Raw genomic sequence first — 14508 nt, forward strand, 5'->3', positions numbered from 1 at the left:
CGAAAAGGAGCGAGACGAGCTTGGCGCGAGTAGTGATGAAATTCGGCGGCACGTCGATGGCCGGGACCGAACGCATTCGCCGCGTCGCCAATATCGTGCGCGCGCAGGCCGCGGGCAAGGACGGCGAGGCTAACGAAGTTGCGGTCGTCGTCAGCGCGATGGCGGGCGAGACGGACCGGCTGGTGAACTTCTGCCGCGAGGCAAACGCGCTTTACGATCCGGCCGAATATGATGTCGTCGTATCGAGCGGCGAGCAGGTGACCTCCGGGCTTCTCGCGCTGACGCTGCAATCGCTCGGCTGCAAGGCGCGCAGTTGGCTCGGCTGGCAGCTTCCGGTGAAGACCGAGGAAGCCCACGCCAAGGCGCGCATCTCCAGCATCGAGGCGCCCGATATGGTCGCGAGCCTGGAGGCGGGCGAGATCGCGGTCGTACCGGGCTTTCAGGGCATCACCGAAGAGGGGCGCGTTTCGACCCTTGGGCGGGGCGGTTCGGACACCTCGGCAGTCGCGGTTGCAGCGGCAGTGAAGGCGGATCGCTGCGACATCTACACCGATGTCGACGGCGTCTACACCACCGACCCGCGTATCGTCGCCAAGGCGCGAAAGCTGAAGGCGGTGACTTACGAGGAAATGCTCGAACTGGCATCCGTCGGGGCCAAGGTGCTCCAGACCCGCTCTGTCGGCCTCGCGATGAAAGAGGGCGTGCGCATTCAGGTGCTGTCGAGCTTCGTCGACGACGATGCAGCGCTTGCTGACGACCTTCCGGGAACGCTGATCGTCTCGGATGAAGAAATGGACCAAATGGTGGAGAGAGGCGAAATGGAACGCCAACTTGTGACCGGTATTGCCCACGACAAGAACGAGGCGAAGGTCATCCTCACCCGCGTCCCCGACAAACCGGGCGCGGTGGCGCATATCTTCGAGCCGCTTGCCGATGCGTCGATCAATGTCGACATGATCATTCAGAACGTCGGGCGCGACAAGGGCGAGACCGACGTGACCTTCACCGTGCCCCAGGCCGACCTTGCGCGCGCTCAGGCGCTGCTGGAGGACCGGCGCGAGGATATCGGCTTCAACCGCATCATCACCGACAGCCAGATCGCCAAGATCAGCGTCGTCGGCGTAGGCATGAAGAGCCATGCCGGCGTCGCCTCGACCATGTTCCGCTCGCTGTCGGATCGCGGGATCAACATCCAGGCGATCTCGACCTCCGAGATCAAGGTCAGCGTGATGATCGACGAGGACGAAACCGAGCTTGCCGTGCGCGTTCTGCACACCGCTTACGGCCTCGACGCCGAGGAATAAGCGGGCGTGCCAACCTCGCGGCTAACACTTCATACCGCGAGCAAGGCTTTTCATCGCTGTTAACCATTTTCGGCAAGACCGCGTTTACACTTTTGGCCGGATCGTAAGGCTCCGTTACAGGAGCTTTACTTACATGTCGCAACAAGGCCCCATCCAGGCTCACCTCCCGCCATCGCCCGATGCGGCGGAGGGCCGCCGTCACCCGCGTCGCTCGCTTTATCTGGAAACCAGCGGGTCGTTGCCCGGCGGGGCAAGCGCGAATGTCACCGTGCACAATATCTCGGCGGCGGGCTTGCTGTTGCAGACCGAGCTGTCGCTCAATGTGGGTGAAGTGCTCTCGATCGACCTGCCTGAACTCGGGCCCGTGGGGGCGGAGATCGTATGGCAGAGCGGTGAGCTTTACGGTTGCGCGTTCGAGCAGGCGCTGGGCGAGGCGGCGCTGGCCGCGGCGCAACTTCGCGGCGGGTTTGGCGCAGGGACGCCCACGCAGCCGCAGCCTGCGCCGACCCCCGCTGTCTCAATCGATCCCGGAGCGGGCTCTGGATTTGGCCAATCGGGGCTTGGCAAGCGGCTCAACACCCTGCGACGCGAACGCGGACTGACGCTGGCGCAGGTTGCAGATGCGCTTGGTGTCAGCAAGCCGACCGTCTGGGCATGGGAGAAAGACAAGGCGCGCCCGCTTCCTGAGCGGATCGGCGCGATCGCCGATGTTCTGGGTGTGACGAGCGAAGACCTGATGGAAGTGGCGGGCCGTACGCCAGCGGGCGCACTGATCGAAGAATGCCGACAGAAAATCGCGGCCCAATTTGGCGCGGACCCCTCTAGTGTGCGCATTTCCATCGAACTCTGAGCAATATACTTACCCTGCGAATACTATATCTACCAACCGGTCAATATTATGGTAAATGATTATTGACGTTGATTCGCTTTTTAGTTGCGTAATATAACAAGGTTAACTCAATAAGTGCGAATACATAGCGAGTAAGGGGAAATCTCGACTATTTATATCGCACGGGTTTGCTAACTCATAACGCGTGACGGGAAACGGATTGACTCAAACGGTCGCAAAACACCGGGGGCTGTCACGTGGATATGGGATTTCAGGAATCTGGCGGCTGTGCTGTGCACAGCCAGGGCAAGGACGCGTCTGAGGATATCGTCATCAGGATTGATGCCGATGGATTTATAATCCACGCCTCATCCAACGCTTGCCGATTGGGAATAGACTTTTGTTCGTTGCTTTTGATGCCGCACGTCGCCGATCTGGCTGCGCCTCAATTCGCGGCTGACGTATCGCGCTACTGTTCGGCAGTGCTGGCGTTCGAAAAGCGCGATGACTGGATCGAGTTTGCTCGACCCGCTCAAGAGCATGACAACGCGGAAGGCGAAGAGGAGAGCGAACCCGAACTTCACTGGTACGCGCTCAATCTTCGCCCTGTGGGCCGCGATACGAGCGACATGGGTGGCGCTATCGGCATCCTGCGCTCGGTCCAGAAAAAGCACGACACGGTGCGGGCGATCGGACGCGAAATTACGCGAGAGACTGCGACCCCTGCGGGCCGCGATCCTGTCACGGGTCTCGCTAACCGGCACGCTTTTTGTGCCTCGCTCAACCGCTCGATCGCAGGCGCACGTGCCCACGATAAATCCGCCGCCGCGGTCGCGATCTTCGCGATTGACCGGATGCGCGCGATCTTCATGCAATATGGACAAAGCACCGCAGACGAGATCCGCTGGGGCTTTGCGCGCTATCTCGGTACAATGACATCACCGCCGCACGAATTGGCACAGCTCGACGATGAACGCTTCGGGGTGCTCTTGCGGGGGCTGAGCCAGCGCGAGGCGCGCGCGTGGGCCAATGACGTGCTCAAGACCTTTGCAGGGCTGACCATGGCATCGCCGGGCCGCGCTCCTGAACTCACCGCCAGCGCCGGAATTGCGCGGGCCGAAAGAAGCGTCGACTGGACCATGCGCCAGGCGGAACTCGGTCTTGTCATGGCGCGCGCTGGCGGGGGAATGCAGACGGGTATCTGCCGCACCTCCAGCCCTGTTATCAGCGGAGATGCGATGGAGCGGGCAATGGAAGAGGCCGTACAGCGCGCCGTCGAACAAAGCGGCCAATCCACCCGCGCGGCTGTTTCAGCGTCCGCATTGCAGAAACGCGCGTGAGCTGACCGCTTTCCTCGCGCGCGCAGCGGCGCTAGGCGTTAGGCATGTGTCACACCGCCACCATTCTGCTGCTTGGCTCGGGCGAACTCGGCCGCGAATTCACTATATCCGCAAAGCGCCTGGGCGCGCGGGTCATCGTCTGCGACGCCTATGACGATGCACCCGCGATGCAGGTTGCCGACGGGCGCGAGGTGTTCTCGATGCTCGACGGCTCCGCCCTGCGTGCAGCGGTAGAAAAGCACCGCCCCGACCACATTGTCCCCGAGATCGAGGCGATCCGCACAGAAGTGCTCGCCGACCTCGAAGGTGAAGGGTTCAACGTCATCCCCTCGGCCAACGCGGCGCAGTTGACGATGAACCGCGACGCGATCCGCGATCTCGCGGCAGGAGAGCTTGGCCTCACCACCTCGCTTTATCGCTATGCGGAAAACTTCGAGCAGGTCTGCGCCGCGGCCGGGCACACTGGCTTTCCTTGCGTGATTAAGCCGGTCATGTCCTCATCGGGCAAGGGGCAGAGCAAGGTCGAAAGCGAGGCTGGCCTTGAGGAAGCGTGGGACTATGCCTGCGCCAACATGCGCGGCGACCGTGCGCGCGTGATTGTCGAGCAGTTCATCGACTTCGACTATGAGATCACGCTGCTGACCGTGCGCCATGCAAACGGCATCACGTTTTGCCCGCCCATTGGCCATCGGCAGGAGCGCGGCGACTATCAGGAAAGCTGGCAGCCTGCCGCGATGTCGGCAAGTGCGCTCGCGGATGCACAGGCGATGGCGGCCAAGGTGGTTGAGGCGCTCAAGGGCTCAGGGCGAGGCTGGGGACTGTTCGGGGTCGAGTTCTTTGTGCGCGGGGACGAGGTGATTTTCTCAGAGCTTTCCCCGCGCCCGCATGACACCGGTATGGTGACCAGCGCGGGACAGACGCTGTCCGAATTCGATCTTCACGCCCGCGCCATCATGGGGCTGCCCGTGCCAGAGACGATCGATGCCAAGCCCAGCGCCTCCGCCGTGATCCTCGCCGATCGGGACAGTGATGACTTCGGCTTTTCAGGCCTCGATGCGGCGCTTGGCCTCGATCCCTCGGTGGATGTGCGCATCTTCGGCAAGCCGACGACGCGCCCCTATCGCCGCATGGGCGTTGCACTAGCGGTCGGCAGCGATACGGATGCGGCGCGCGCACTGGCAGCGAAGGCGGCAGCGCTGGTCAAAATCACCTATTCCTAAAGAAAAGAGCCGACTGCATGCGGCAGCCGGCTCCTTCTTACTTTCCGAAATTTGGCGCGGCTGATTAGGCCGGGTTGCTAATGTCGCTTGCCAGCACAGCTACGCGGCGGCCATTGGCCTTGGCGACGGCAACGCGCACCTGTTCGGTGTAGCTGGCCCGTGCCTGTGCGATGCAGGCGCGATAGCTCTGCATTGCGCGCAGGTTGCGCAGGTCCTTGTCGCCAGCACACAGGCGACGGGCAGCCGTTTCAAGGCGCGAGTCGAGCGCGGCGCGGCCTTCGGCGGTGGTGAGGTTGAGGTCGGCAAACTCGACCGAGGTGGAAACGGTTTCGGCAGCAGCAGGCGAAGTGGCAAGCGCAAGACCGAAGGCGATGACGGGGAAGCGAACGCGATTGAACATGGCGGGTACCTTTCAAGGGTTGTCCAAGTCGTTTGTGGTGTCGGCCGCATCGGGGAGAGGTTCGAAGAGAGGCGCGACCGACCCGCGCTACCTCGCAGTCATCGGTTACAAATTGCAGACAAACGAATTTTTATTTCATGACAGAACAATCAATTAGCTGTCGTGCTTTAGCCAAATGACTGTCGTCTTTGTCTTGCGAGCGTTGCGGGGGCACAATGCGCCAAACATGGCGTTGATGACTGGCCGTTCGCTTGCCATGGTAGTGAAGACACTCCGGGAGTATTTCAAAAGATGATCCGCATCCTTCTCACCGCGCTTGCGCTGACCGTATCGACTGGCGCGGCCGCGCATTCCTTTTGGTTGCAGCCGGAAGATCATACGCCTGAGGCGGGTGAGGAGGTGCTGATCGAGTTCAAGGTCGGCGATGCAGGCGATGTGAACGATTGGGGGCTCTATTGGGAACGGATCGCCTCACTGCGTCTCTTCAGCCCCGATGGAGTGGTCGACCAGCAGCGCGCCGTGCGCACGACTGGCGGCGACGAACCGGGCAGCGCGGTGGTGAGCATCCGCTCCGAAGGCACGCACATTCTCGCATTCGAAAGCAATCCGAGCTTTTCGGATCTCGAGGCGGAGCGCTTCAACAACTACGTCAAGCACGAAGGGCTGACCGGTATCGCCGCTGACCGGACCTTGCGCGGAACGACCGGCGAGAATGGGACAGAGCTCTACTCCCGCCGCGCGAAGACCCTGCTGCAGGTGGGCGAGCAGCGCACGCGCAATGTCACGCGTCCGATCGGGCAGGTTCTCGAGATCGTGCCCTTGCAGAACCCATTCACGCTCGAGCCGGGCGACCCGCTAGACCTCCAGGTGCTGTTTCGCGGTGAGCCGCTCGAAGGCGCGATGGTGAGCGTCGCGCCGCTCAATGTGACCGCGAGTTACCAGACCTTCCTTACCAGCGCAGATGGCGTGGTTCGGGTCGGCGCTCCGAGCACGGGGGCGATGCTGTACTCGGTCGTCTGGGGCGTTCCTGCACCCAACGATGCGCGCGCGGACTATTTCACGATCTTTGCCAGCCTCACGGTCGCGTCCGAATGACCTCACCCCAAGCCGGGCCGCTGATCCTCACGCTCGATTGCCCCGACCGCCCCGGTATCACAGCGAAGGTCACCGCCTTCCTGTTCGAGCGCGGCTGCAACATCCTCGACGCGCAGCAATTCGGTGAGGATGAGCGCTTCTTCATGCGGGTGGTGTTCGAGGCGGGCGGGCATGACGGCGATGACCTGCGCCGGGACTTCGCGCCCTTCGCGCAGGATTTCGCGATGCACTGGAAGATCGCCGCGCAGGACCGCCCGCGCCGCGTTCTGATCATGGTGAGCAAGGCGGACCATTGCCTCGCGGATCTCATATATCGCTGGCGCACGGGCGAGCATAATATCGAGCCGGTCGCGATCGTCTCCAATCACCCGCGCGACGTTGCGCTGTCATCGGGGCGCACTGACATCGGCGAAGTGCCGTTCCACCACGTCCCCGTGACGCCTGACACCAAGCCCGAGGCCGAGGCAGTCTTGCGCCGGATCGCCGAAGAAGTGGACGCCGAGCTGGTCGTGCTGGCGCGCTACATGCAGATATTCTCCGACGAGCAATCAGCCCATTTCGCCGGGCGCTGCATCAACATCCATCACAGCTTCCTGCCCGGTTTCAAAGGAGCGCGACCCTATCACCAGGCGCATGCGCGCGGCGTGAAGATCATCGGCGCGACCGCGCATTTCGTCACCGCCGACCTCGACGAAGGACCGATCATTCATCAGGACGTCGAACGCATCACGCACACTGACACCCCGTCAGACCTTGTGCGCAAGGGCCGCGATATCGAACGCCGCGTGCTCGCCGAAGCGGTGCGCCTCTTTGCAGGCGAGCGGGTGCTGATGAACGGCGCCCGCACGGTTGTGTTCAAGGGCTAGGGCGCTAGCGCTGGGCCACCTGCTCGGCCTCGGCCGCCGTTGCAGTCTCCAGCGCCTTGTCCTCGTTCGCGCGGGCGATGACGTAGGCGCGGATGGCCTGCACCTCTTCCTTCGAAAGCGAGTTTGCAAAGCTCACCATGCCGTTGTCCTTGAGGATGCCCTCATGGACGACCGCTTCCCAGCTTCGCGCATTGCCCAGCGTCCCTGAGCGGCGAAGGTCCGGCAGCACGGTCGATCCGACGGCGGCAGGTGCATGGCACACCGCGCAGTACCGCGCGTACTTCTCTTTCCCGAGCGCGATCTCCTCAGCCGAAGCGCGGCTTGGCGGCGGGTCGAGCGGCAGGTTCACAAGCTCGCGCATTTCGGGAAGCTCGGCCTCTCCGCCCAGCTTGAAGACCAGAAGGCGCGAGATGTTGCGCACCGGGCCCTGATCGTTGACGAGATGCCCGTCGGCGGTGATCGCATAAGCGCCGCCCCATCCGGCAAGCACCGCGACATATTGCTCGCCATTGACGGTGTAGGTCATCGGGGGCGCAACCACGCCGGTCTGCGCGCCAAAGCTCCAGAGCTTCTCGCCGGACCCGGCATTATAGGCCGCAAACTCGCTCGACGAATTGCCCTGAAAAACAAGCCCGCCGCCCGTTGCGAGCAGGCCGCCGTTCCATGGGCCAGCATGTTCGACCACCCAGCGGGCTTCTTGCGCCACCGGATCCCACGCCATCAGCTTGCCCTTGACCGTGCCGTAGACTTCCTTGCGGATGCCCAGATCAGGCGGCAAATCGCCCGCGCCAAGGTTGAAGCCCACGTTGAAGCCGCGCGCGACATCGGGCTTCCAGTTCTCTTCAGGAGCATAAACCGACGCCGCCTCGAACGCCGGAATGTAAACCAGACCTTCGTCCGGGTGATACGCCATCGGGTGCCAGTTATGCCCGCCAAGCGGTCCCGGCATCACCAGCGCGGGCTGACCCGTCTTGTCGATCCGCGCTTCGGGGTTGAAGATCGGGCGACCGCTTTCATCGATGCCATCGGCCCAGTTTTGCGGGATATATTCTTCGGCGCTGATGAACTCGCCAGTCTCGCGGTCGAGCACGTAGAAGAACCCGTTCTTGGGCGCCTGCATCAGCACTTTGCGCTCCTCGCCATCCACTTCCATGTCGGCGAGGATGATGTGCTGGGTCGCGGTGTAGTCCCACGTCTCGCCCGGCGTCGTCTGATAGTGCCAGACATATTCGCCCGTATCGGGCCGGATCGCGACGATGCTGGACAAGTAGAGGTTGTCGCCTTCGCCCGTCCCGTCTTCTCCCGGAGAGCGATAGGCCTGGTTCCACGGGCTTCCGTTGCCGACGCCGAAATAGAGCAGGTCGAGTTCGGGATCGTAAGCCATCGAATCCCAGACCGTGCCGCCGCCACCGATCGAATCGGATGAGCGCAACACCTCGGTGTTCCATGTCTCGGCAGCGTCCTGGAGGTATTGCGGGCTTTCGCCGCCCTCGTTCCCGTCAGGCACGGTGTAGAAGCGCCAAAGCTCGCTGCCGTCCGCCGCGTCATATGCCGCGATATAGCCGCGCACGCCGAACTCCGCGCCGCCATTGCCGATGATGACCTTGCCGTCGATCACGCGCGGTGCACCGGTGATCGAATAGGCCATCGACTGATCGACCGTGACGACTTCCCACTGCACTTCGCCTGTGTCGCGGTCGAGGCTGACGAGCCGCCCGTCGAGCGTTCCGAGGAACAGCGAATTGCCCCATGCGGCAAGCCCGCGATTGACCACGTCGCAGCATACCTTGACCCCGGTTTCTCCGGGAACTTCAGGGTCGTAATCCCACAGCGGTTTGCCGGTTGCGGCGTCGAACGCCTTAACCTTGCTCCACGCGGTCGTGAGGTAAAGCTTGCCGTCCATGACCAGCGGGGTCGCTTCCTGACCGCGCGCGGTGTCCATATCGGCGTACCAGGCAAGGCCAAGCTCGCCGACATTGTCCGCGTTCACTTGATCGAGCGGCGAGAAACGCTGCTCGTCATAGGTGCGGCCATGGCTGATCCAGTTGGCGTGATCGGCATTCGCGCCCACCAGCATTTCGCCGGTGATGCCGCCATCGCCCATGACGTCGCCATACATCTCGTTGCAGGCCCCCACGCCCAGCGTACCGAGAACCAGCAACTTGGCCGCCCACGCAGCCTTGCCCGTCGCAAAAATCATGCGGAACCCCTCTCAACTCTCTCCGTTACCAATGTTGCCGGGGAACTGCGCGCTTGTCCATTGCGACTTGTGCATCGTAGGACCGGCGCAAACGACAAGAACACCACAATGGAGACGGGCATGTGCGACGAGGCGAAACTGAAGGTCTGGGCGCGCGACGCCATCAACCGGCGCCAGTTTGGCGTGCTGGCCGGGGCTGCGGCCGTCGCGGCCTGCGCACCGGGCGAAGAGGCAGGCGAGGGCGAGGTGGCCGAAACGCCGGCGCTCGACATCACCGAGCGCTCCGTCACTTTCGACACGGCTGACGGCACGATGGATGCCTTCTTCGTCCACCCGGCGAGCGGCGCGCATCCCGGCGTGATCTTCTGGCCCGACATCGCCTCCCTGCGCGAAGCAAAGCGCAACATGGCAAGGCGACTTGCCGGGCAGGGCTATTCGGTGCTCGTCCTCAACCCCTATTATCGCGATGTGGCGGGCGAACAATTCGCCGACTTTGCCGCTTTCATCGAAGCCGACGGTTTTCAGAAGGTGAGCCCGTGGCGCGACAAGCTCGATGCCGATGCAATTCAGCGCGATGCGGGCGCAGCGGTGGTCTGGCTCGACGGGCAGGACGCGGTCGATTCAGAGCGCGGCATCGGCACGCAAGGGTACTGCATGGGCGGACCGTTCACGATCTGGAGCTCGACTGCGGTGCCGTCGCGGATCAAGGCCGCGGCGAGCTTTCACGGCGGCGGGCTGGTGCGCGAAGAGGACGACCCGAAAAGCCCGCACAACATGCTGGATGAGGCCGATGCGACCTATCTCATCGCCATCGCGCGCGACGACCATGAGGAAGCGCCCGATCACAAGCTTCTCTTCGCCAAGGCCGCAGGCCGCGCCGCGCGCCCGGCCAATGTCGACGTCTATGATGGCGACCATGGCTGGACCGTGCCCGACAGCCCCGCTTATGCCGAGGCCGCTGCAGAGCAAGCCTATGTTGACTTGCTAAAGCTGTATTCGGAGAACCTCTAGGCGCGGGGCGCCTTTGAGGCCCGCAGCATTTTCCTACATGGGGCCGCCGCGATAGGGTCGTGGCGGCTCTTTCACATAGTCGGCACCCGTGCGGCATCGACCGCGATGTTCAGGCGCTTTGGTTGTGCGAAACCGGAAAGTCACACATCCTACAGCGCGATCTGGTAGATTTTCTATATGATACAGGGCCTTGCGGGGCGAGTGCAGTTTTCCAAACCACCCCCTTGCGCGTTCCACCCTGTCTGCAATTGAGAAGGCTTTAGACCTTCGAACCCGCTCCGGTCGGGACGGGCGGCAGGCCGCGCGCCTCGCGCTCCTTGTTGCGCTCGTTCGAGAGGCCAAAGCGGCCGAACTTGCGATAACGCACCATCCACTTGTCGAGGAACAGGCCGAGCGGCTTAGGAGTGATGCCGAGATCGGCGAAGGTCAGCGCGTCGTCGGCAACGACATTGCCGGCCTTGAGCAGCGTCCACTGATCGCGGCTCATCGGCGTACCGGGCAGGGCTGCGAACAACCCGCTCATCGAATCGGACATGGCGATGAAGCGGCGATCGCGACCCTGTGCGGCAGCAATACGCTCGTTGATCTCCATCATGGTGAGCTGCTCAGGCCCGCCAAGCTCGAAGGTCTTGCCGCCGTGGGCGCCCGGATCTTCGAGGCAGACCGCGACCGCTTCGGCCACGTCATCGACATAGACCAGCTGCATCTTCGCATCGGGCCCGAAGACGGGAAGCGCGGGCAACATCTCGATCATGCCGCCGAACATGTTGAGGAAGTTGTCGTCCTTGCCGAAGATGATCGAGGGACGAAGCACGGTCGCCTGCGGGAAAGCGTCGAGCACGCGTTCTTCGCCCAGCGCCTTGCCCCGCGCATAACCCGTCGAGGACGAGGCATCGGCGCCAATCGCGCTCACATGGACGAAAGCCTTCGCGCCGTTCTCGCTCGCGATCGCAGCCATCAGGCCCGGCGCTTCGCCCATCAGCTCTTCGAGGTTGCCGCTGAAATCACCGACCAGGTTGACCACGTGAGTTGCGCCGTGGAGCGAGGCCTTGAGGCTCTCCTCCTTGGTGATGTCGCAATGCGCAAACTGAAGTTGGCCGAGGTTGGCAAGCGGCTTCAGCGGGAAGGCCTTCTCCGGGTTTCGGCTCGCGATCCTCACCCGCGCACCGCGTGCAAGCAGGGCCTGCGTGACGTAATTGCCGAGATAGCCGCTGCCTCCGAAAACGGTGACGAGAGCATCGGAAAGCGAAGAGGTCTTGGACATTGCCCGTATCCCTTGGAGCATCTGTGAGGTTGGAGCGCCCCGGCGGCGCTGGAAACCCGCGTCCCATGCGCCAAGCCGCCGTTCGGGGCAAGACCTCATCGCGATGAGGCGCAGGTTTGCGTTGACAGGCACACAGGCCGAACGCTATTGGCCCGCGCCTACCCAGCGAGCCACACCGATGTTTGCTCGCTAAAGTGTGCCCAGATGGCGGAATTGGTAGACGCACCGTCTTCAGGTGGCGGCGGGAGCAATCCCGTGGAGGTTCGAGTCCTCTTCTGGGCACCATTTTCCCGGTTCTCACCAAGCGCATGTTTCGCTAAGGCCTTGGAATTCCCGCATTAATGCGGCGATCTCTTGGCTGGCTGGCTCCGAAGCCACCCCCGAGGTGCTCAACACATTGCCTGGTGGCTCTTTCGCTTCTGGTGATTTCATGTCCTGTTTGCATACCTCGCGCTCAGAATAGCCCGAAGCCGTCTGTCGCGATCCACGCTATCATCAGGAGTTCGACTCTCCGGATCTTGCCGGAGTGAACGCTGAAAGCCGCGAATGCTGATATACGGGGACCTGCCAATGGTTCCGTTGGAGCCCTACAAGGGAATGTAATCGAGCGAACTGGTTGGCGGGAAGAACTGAAACGCGGGCTTCGTCGGCCGACTGCTTAGTCGCTGCCGAGGCTTTCAAGGTAGGCTGTGATTGCATTGCGATCCTGGGCATTGGTAACCATGACGCCGGCCATGCTGGTGCCGGGGAGCATAGCATTCGGGTTAGCGATGTAGGCATCAATTTCGCCCGTCCTCCAAGTGATGCCGGACGCTTGCATGGCATTCGAATAGGCAAAGTCATCGAGCGATGCCGCAGGCCGTCCGACGACGCCGTTCAGGCTTGGGCCAATGCCGGAAGAGGCGCCGGCGTCGATCGCATGGCAAATCGCGCAATTTGCTTCGAATACCGTCTTTCCGACAGTCAACAGGCCTGCTTCAATTGGAGCCACTGTCCCTGTTGCAAAAACATCAGGTGCCCCGCGATCGCGAACGATGATCTGTTCAGTAGGCCCCTCGGGGGCTGGAGAGCCGCACGCATTCAGCGTCATCGCAGCAATGGCAAGTGTCGATAAAGCCATGGTTCTCATTGTTGGGCCCCTCCATTCAAATCGTGCCGGATCAAGTATTCGGCCGCTAGCATTGGCGGTCAATTGCCGTCTTGATCCGCCCAGCCGCAGCAGCGTCGCGTGGTTCAACACGTTCAATGGCTGTTCGCAGGTTCGAGCAGTTGAAGTCAGTGCCGTTCTCGATCGATGCAATCACGATTTCGGTAAATGCGTCGGTTGAGAGCACTCTTACCCCGCGTGTGAAGAACTGGCTGTGCCAGCGTTCAGCGCCGTCGAGAATGGAGACGAAAGTCTCCCGGCCCATGCCGCCAGGTTCTGCGAGCACTTGCGAGCCGAGCTCTTCCAGCAGGCTATCCGCCGTGTCTCGTCGCACAAAAAGGGCAACAAACCGCCGAGCTGCCTCGGCTTCGTCTCCTGCCTGAAGCGCAAGTCTAAGCATGGACTCCTGAGCCAACGGCTCGCGCCATCCACGCTGGGCTGCGTATTGGATCGTGAGCGCACTGTCGCTTAGCCGCCCGGCATTGAACTGGGCTTGCGCGAGAATTCGCAAATGTTCTGCTGGCAGCGGGCGTCTTCTGACCAGCCTCTCTGCCTCTTGAAGCGCACAATCGGCATCATCCCCTGCGACCGCGAACGCAGCTACGCCTTTCTGGGCCGAAGACCGAACCAATTCAGGCACGCTGGGTGAGAGCTCGGGCGTGCGCCGGGTTTGCCGGTCAAGCTGGAGCCCGATTGCGAGCACAGCGACAGCAAGAAGCGCCGCGCGCCAGATGATCCCCGCAATCATGCTTGCTTCTCGGTCCTGGCCGGTCGATTGGCTTCATCAATTCCGAACCGGACGAGAATCACCAGCGCAAACGCGCCGAACACGAGCAGGGATTGGTTGCGCAGCGGATAGTCGGTTATCGATTGAAGCGCAGCTGCGAGCAAAAACGTGCCCCCACTCCAGGCAATCCAGCGATCGTGGGCTTTGCGCGCTCGCCATGCAAGCCATGCTAGAAGCACAAGCCACGCAGCAATCAGCACCAGACCTGGTACCCCGGCCTCGATTGCGACCTCAAGATAATCGTTATGCGCCCGCCCCGCACGCCGCAGGGTCATGTTCTCAAGCGATTCGTCGATCTGGAACACATCATCAAAAGTGCCCATTCCTGAGCCGACCGGAAAATAACGCTGAGCGGAGTAGGCAGCGTCCTCCCAAATGAAAACGCGCGCATCTGTTCCCGATCCTTCGAACCTGTCGACCACCTCAGCCACGCGTCCGGGCGAGGTGACGGCGAGCATTCCGACAGCGCCGATCACCAGCACGGCGGGAATGTTGGCTACCCACGCGGCCCGCGCTGAGGCAGCTGATCCGAGCCTTGCGAGAATGTACTTCATGGCAACTAGCCCCAGGGGGATCGCTGCAAGCACGATTGCCGTGCGCGAACGAGTAAGAAGAATGGCGAGCAGGAGGAGCGCACAAATGGCCGGCCGGGCCCAAACACCGAGCTGTTGGAAACGCGCAGGAACAGGGAGAAGTGCAGCGAAAGCGAGCGCCCCGACCAAGAAAACGCCCGTCGAGTTGCGATTAGCAAATGTGCCAAACAGGACGCCAGGCATGGGGTTCTCCGGATAGAGCACACTCACCTCGCTGTTTGAAAGGACCTGAGGCACGCCTAAGGCAAGATTTACGAGTCCGATTGCCACCGCGAACCAGCCAAAAGTAATGAGCGTTCCGCGCAGGGCTTGCCACCCGATCGTTAGAATGGCGAGGGGCGCGATGATTGCGCTGAGAGCTAGCAGAGTGCGGATCGGATCAACGCTTAACGTTGCCCAGTCGTTAGCGTTCACGAGTTCCAGCGACTGGATGATCAGCTCGCGTCCGGGGA

The 14508-nt window shown here is 62.3% G+C and carries 13 protein-coding genes and 1 tRNA gene; 8 read left to right on the plus strand and 6 right to left on the minus strand.

Features of this window, described 5'->3' with window-relative positions:
- Positions 1–20 precede the first annotated feature (20 nt).
- The 4 genes from AC0V6T_RS15770 (at position 21) to purT (ending at position 4693) form a co-directional block, all read left to right on the plus strand.
- Complete coding sequence (locus AC0V6T_RS15770) at positions 21–1304, plus strand: aspartate kinase (RefSeq protein WP_040464432.1); 1284 nt, start codon at positions 21–23, stop codon at positions 1302–1304.
- A 133-nt stretch (positions 1305–1437) separates the two neighbouring features.
- Entirely contained in the window at positions 1438–2154 is a 717-nt protein-coding gene (locus tag AC0V6T_RS15775; RefSeq protein ID WP_486128428.1) for a helix-turn-helix domain-containing protein, read from the plus strand.
- Positions 2155–2396: 242 nt separating this feature from the next.
- A complete protein-coding gene (locus AC0V6T_RS15780) occupies positions 2397–3473 on the plus strand; it encodes a GGDEF domain-containing protein (RefSeq protein ID WP_486128638.1) in 1077 nt (358 codons plus the stop codon).
- A 44-nt stretch (positions 3474–3517) separates the two neighbouring features.
- Positions 3518–4693, plus strand: a complete 1176-nt coding sequence (purT, locus tag AC0V6T_RS15785; RefSeq protein WP_486128430.1) for a formate-dependent phosphoribosylglycinamide formyltransferase — start codon at positions 3518–3520, stop codon at positions 4691–4693.
- A gap of 64 nt (positions 4694–4757) precedes the next feature.
- On the opposite strand, the gene AC0V6T_RS15790 is transcribed toward purT, so the two are convergent.
- Positions 4758–5093: a UrcA family protein gene (locus AC0V6T_RS15790; protein WP_486128432.1), complete on the minus strand. Its 336-nt coding sequence runs from the start codon at positions 5091–5093 to the stop codon at positions 4758–4760.
- A 291-nt stretch (positions 5094–5384) separates the two neighbouring features.
- Here AC0V6T_RS15790 and AC0V6T_RS15795 point away from each other — a divergent pair, with 291 nt between their 5' ends.
- Positions 5385–6188, plus strand: a complete 804-nt coding sequence (locus AC0V6T_RS15795; protein WP_486128434.1) for a DUF4198 domain-containing protein — start codon at positions 5385–5387, stop codon at positions 6186–6188.
- A complete protein-coding gene (gene purU, locus AC0V6T_RS15800) occupies positions 6185–7054 on the plus strand; it encodes a formyltetrahydrofolate deformylase (protein WP_486128436.1) in 870 nt (289 codons plus the stop codon). The genes AC0V6T_RS15795 and purU overlap by 4 nt, the downstream gene beginning before the upstream one ends.
- Positions 7055–7058: 4 nt before the next feature.
- Here purU and AC0V6T_RS15805 read toward each other — a convergent pair whose 3' ends face one another.
- Positions 7059–9254, minus strand: a complete 2196-nt coding sequence (locus AC0V6T_RS15805; protein WP_486128438.1) for a PQQ-dependent dehydrogenase, methanol/ethanol family — start codon at positions 9252–9254, stop codon at positions 7059–7061.
- Between the two features lie 108 nt (positions 9255–9362).
- On the opposite strand from AC0V6T_RS15805, the gene AC0V6T_RS15810 reads away from it, so the two are divergent.
- A complete protein-coding gene (locus AC0V6T_RS15810) occupies positions 9363–10265 on the plus strand; it encodes a dienelactone hydrolase family protein (RefSeq protein WP_486128440.1) in 903 nt (300 codons plus the stop codon).
- 259 nt (positions 10266–10524) lie between these two features.
- On the opposite strand, the gene AC0V6T_RS15815 is transcribed toward AC0V6T_RS15810, so the two are convergent.
- Positions 10525–11529: a complex I NDUFA9 subunit family protein gene (locus AC0V6T_RS15815; RefSeq protein WP_486128442.1), complete on the minus strand. Its 1005-nt coding sequence runs from the start codon at positions 11527–11529 to the stop codon at positions 10525–10527.
- 198 nt (positions 11530–11727) lie between these two features.
- Here AC0V6T_RS15815 and AC0V6T_RS15820 point away from each other — a divergent pair.
- Positions 11728–11814, plus strand: a tRNA-Leu gene (locus tag AC0V6T_RS15820).
- Positions 11815–12187: 373 nt separating this feature from the next.
- Here AC0V6T_RS15820 and AC0V6T_RS15825 read toward each other — a convergent pair.
- The 3 genes from AC0V6T_RS15825 to AC0V6T_RS15835 all read right to left on the minus strand — a co-directional run.
- Positions 12188–12658: a c-type cytochrome gene (locus AC0V6T_RS15825; RefSeq protein ID WP_486128445.1), complete on the minus strand. Its 471-nt coding sequence runs from the start codon at positions 12656–12658 to the stop codon at positions 12188–12190.
- 46 nt (positions 12659–12704) lie between these two features.
- Entirely contained in the window at positions 12705–13424 is a 720-nt protein-coding gene (locus AC0V6T_RS15830) for a hypothetical protein (protein ID WP_486128447.1), read from the minus strand.
- The coding region (locus tag AC0V6T_RS15835; protein ID WP_486128449.1) for an O-antigen ligase family protein at positions 13421–14508 on the minus strand (1088 nt) is incomplete at its 5' end. The genes AC0V6T_RS15830 and AC0V6T_RS15835, both read right to left, overlap by 4 nt.

This window comes from Erythrobacter sp. S158, from assembly GCF_057364915.1.

Bases quoted from the DNA above. Each gene is read 5' to 3' on its own strand.
- AC0V6T_RS15795 (WP_486128434.1), top strand. From the start codon at position 5,385: ATGATCCGCATCCTTCTCACCGCGCTTGCGCTGACCGTATCGACTGGC.
- purT (WP_486128430.1), top strand. From the start codon at position 3,518: ATGTGTCACACCGCCACCATTCTGCTGCTTGGCTCGGGCGAACTCGGC.
- AC0V6T_RS15790 (WP_486128432.1), bottom strand. From the start codon at position 5,093: ATGTTCAATCGCGTTCGCTTCCCCGTCATCGCCTTCGGTCTTGCGCTT.
- AC0V6T_RS15825 (WP_486128445.1), bottom strand. From the start codon at position 12,658: ATGAGAACCATGGCTTTATCGACACTTGCCATTGCTGCGATGACGCTG.
- AC0V6T_RS15810 (WP_486128440.1), top strand. From the start codon at position 9,363: ATGGAGACGGGCATGTGCGACGAGGCGAAACTGAAGGTCTGGGCGCGC.
- AC0V6T_RS15830 (WP_486128447.1), bottom strand. From the start codon at position 13,424: ATGATTGCGGGGATCATCTGGCGCGCGGCGCTTCTTGCTGTCGCTGTG.
- AC0V6T_RS15815 (WP_486128442.1), bottom strand. From the start codon at position 11,529: ATGTCCAAGACCTCTTCGCTTTCCGATGCTCTCGTCACCGTTTTCGGA.
- AC0V6T_RS15780 (WP_486128638.1), top strand. From the start codon at position 2,397: ATGGGATTTCAGGAATCTGGCGGCTGTGCTGTGCACAGCCAGGGCAAG.
- AC0V6T_RS15775 (WP_486128428.1), top strand. From the start codon at position 1,438: ATGTCGCAACAAGGCCCCATCCAGGCTCACCTCCCGCCATCGCCCGAT.
- purU (WP_486128436.1), top strand. From the start codon at position 6,185: ATGACCTCACCCCAAGCCGGGCCGCTGATCCTCACGCTCGATTGCCCC.
- AC0V6T_RS15805 (WP_486128438.1), bottom strand. From the start codon at position 9,254: ATGATTTTTGCGACGGGCAAGGCTGCGTGGGCGGCCAAGTTGCTGGTT.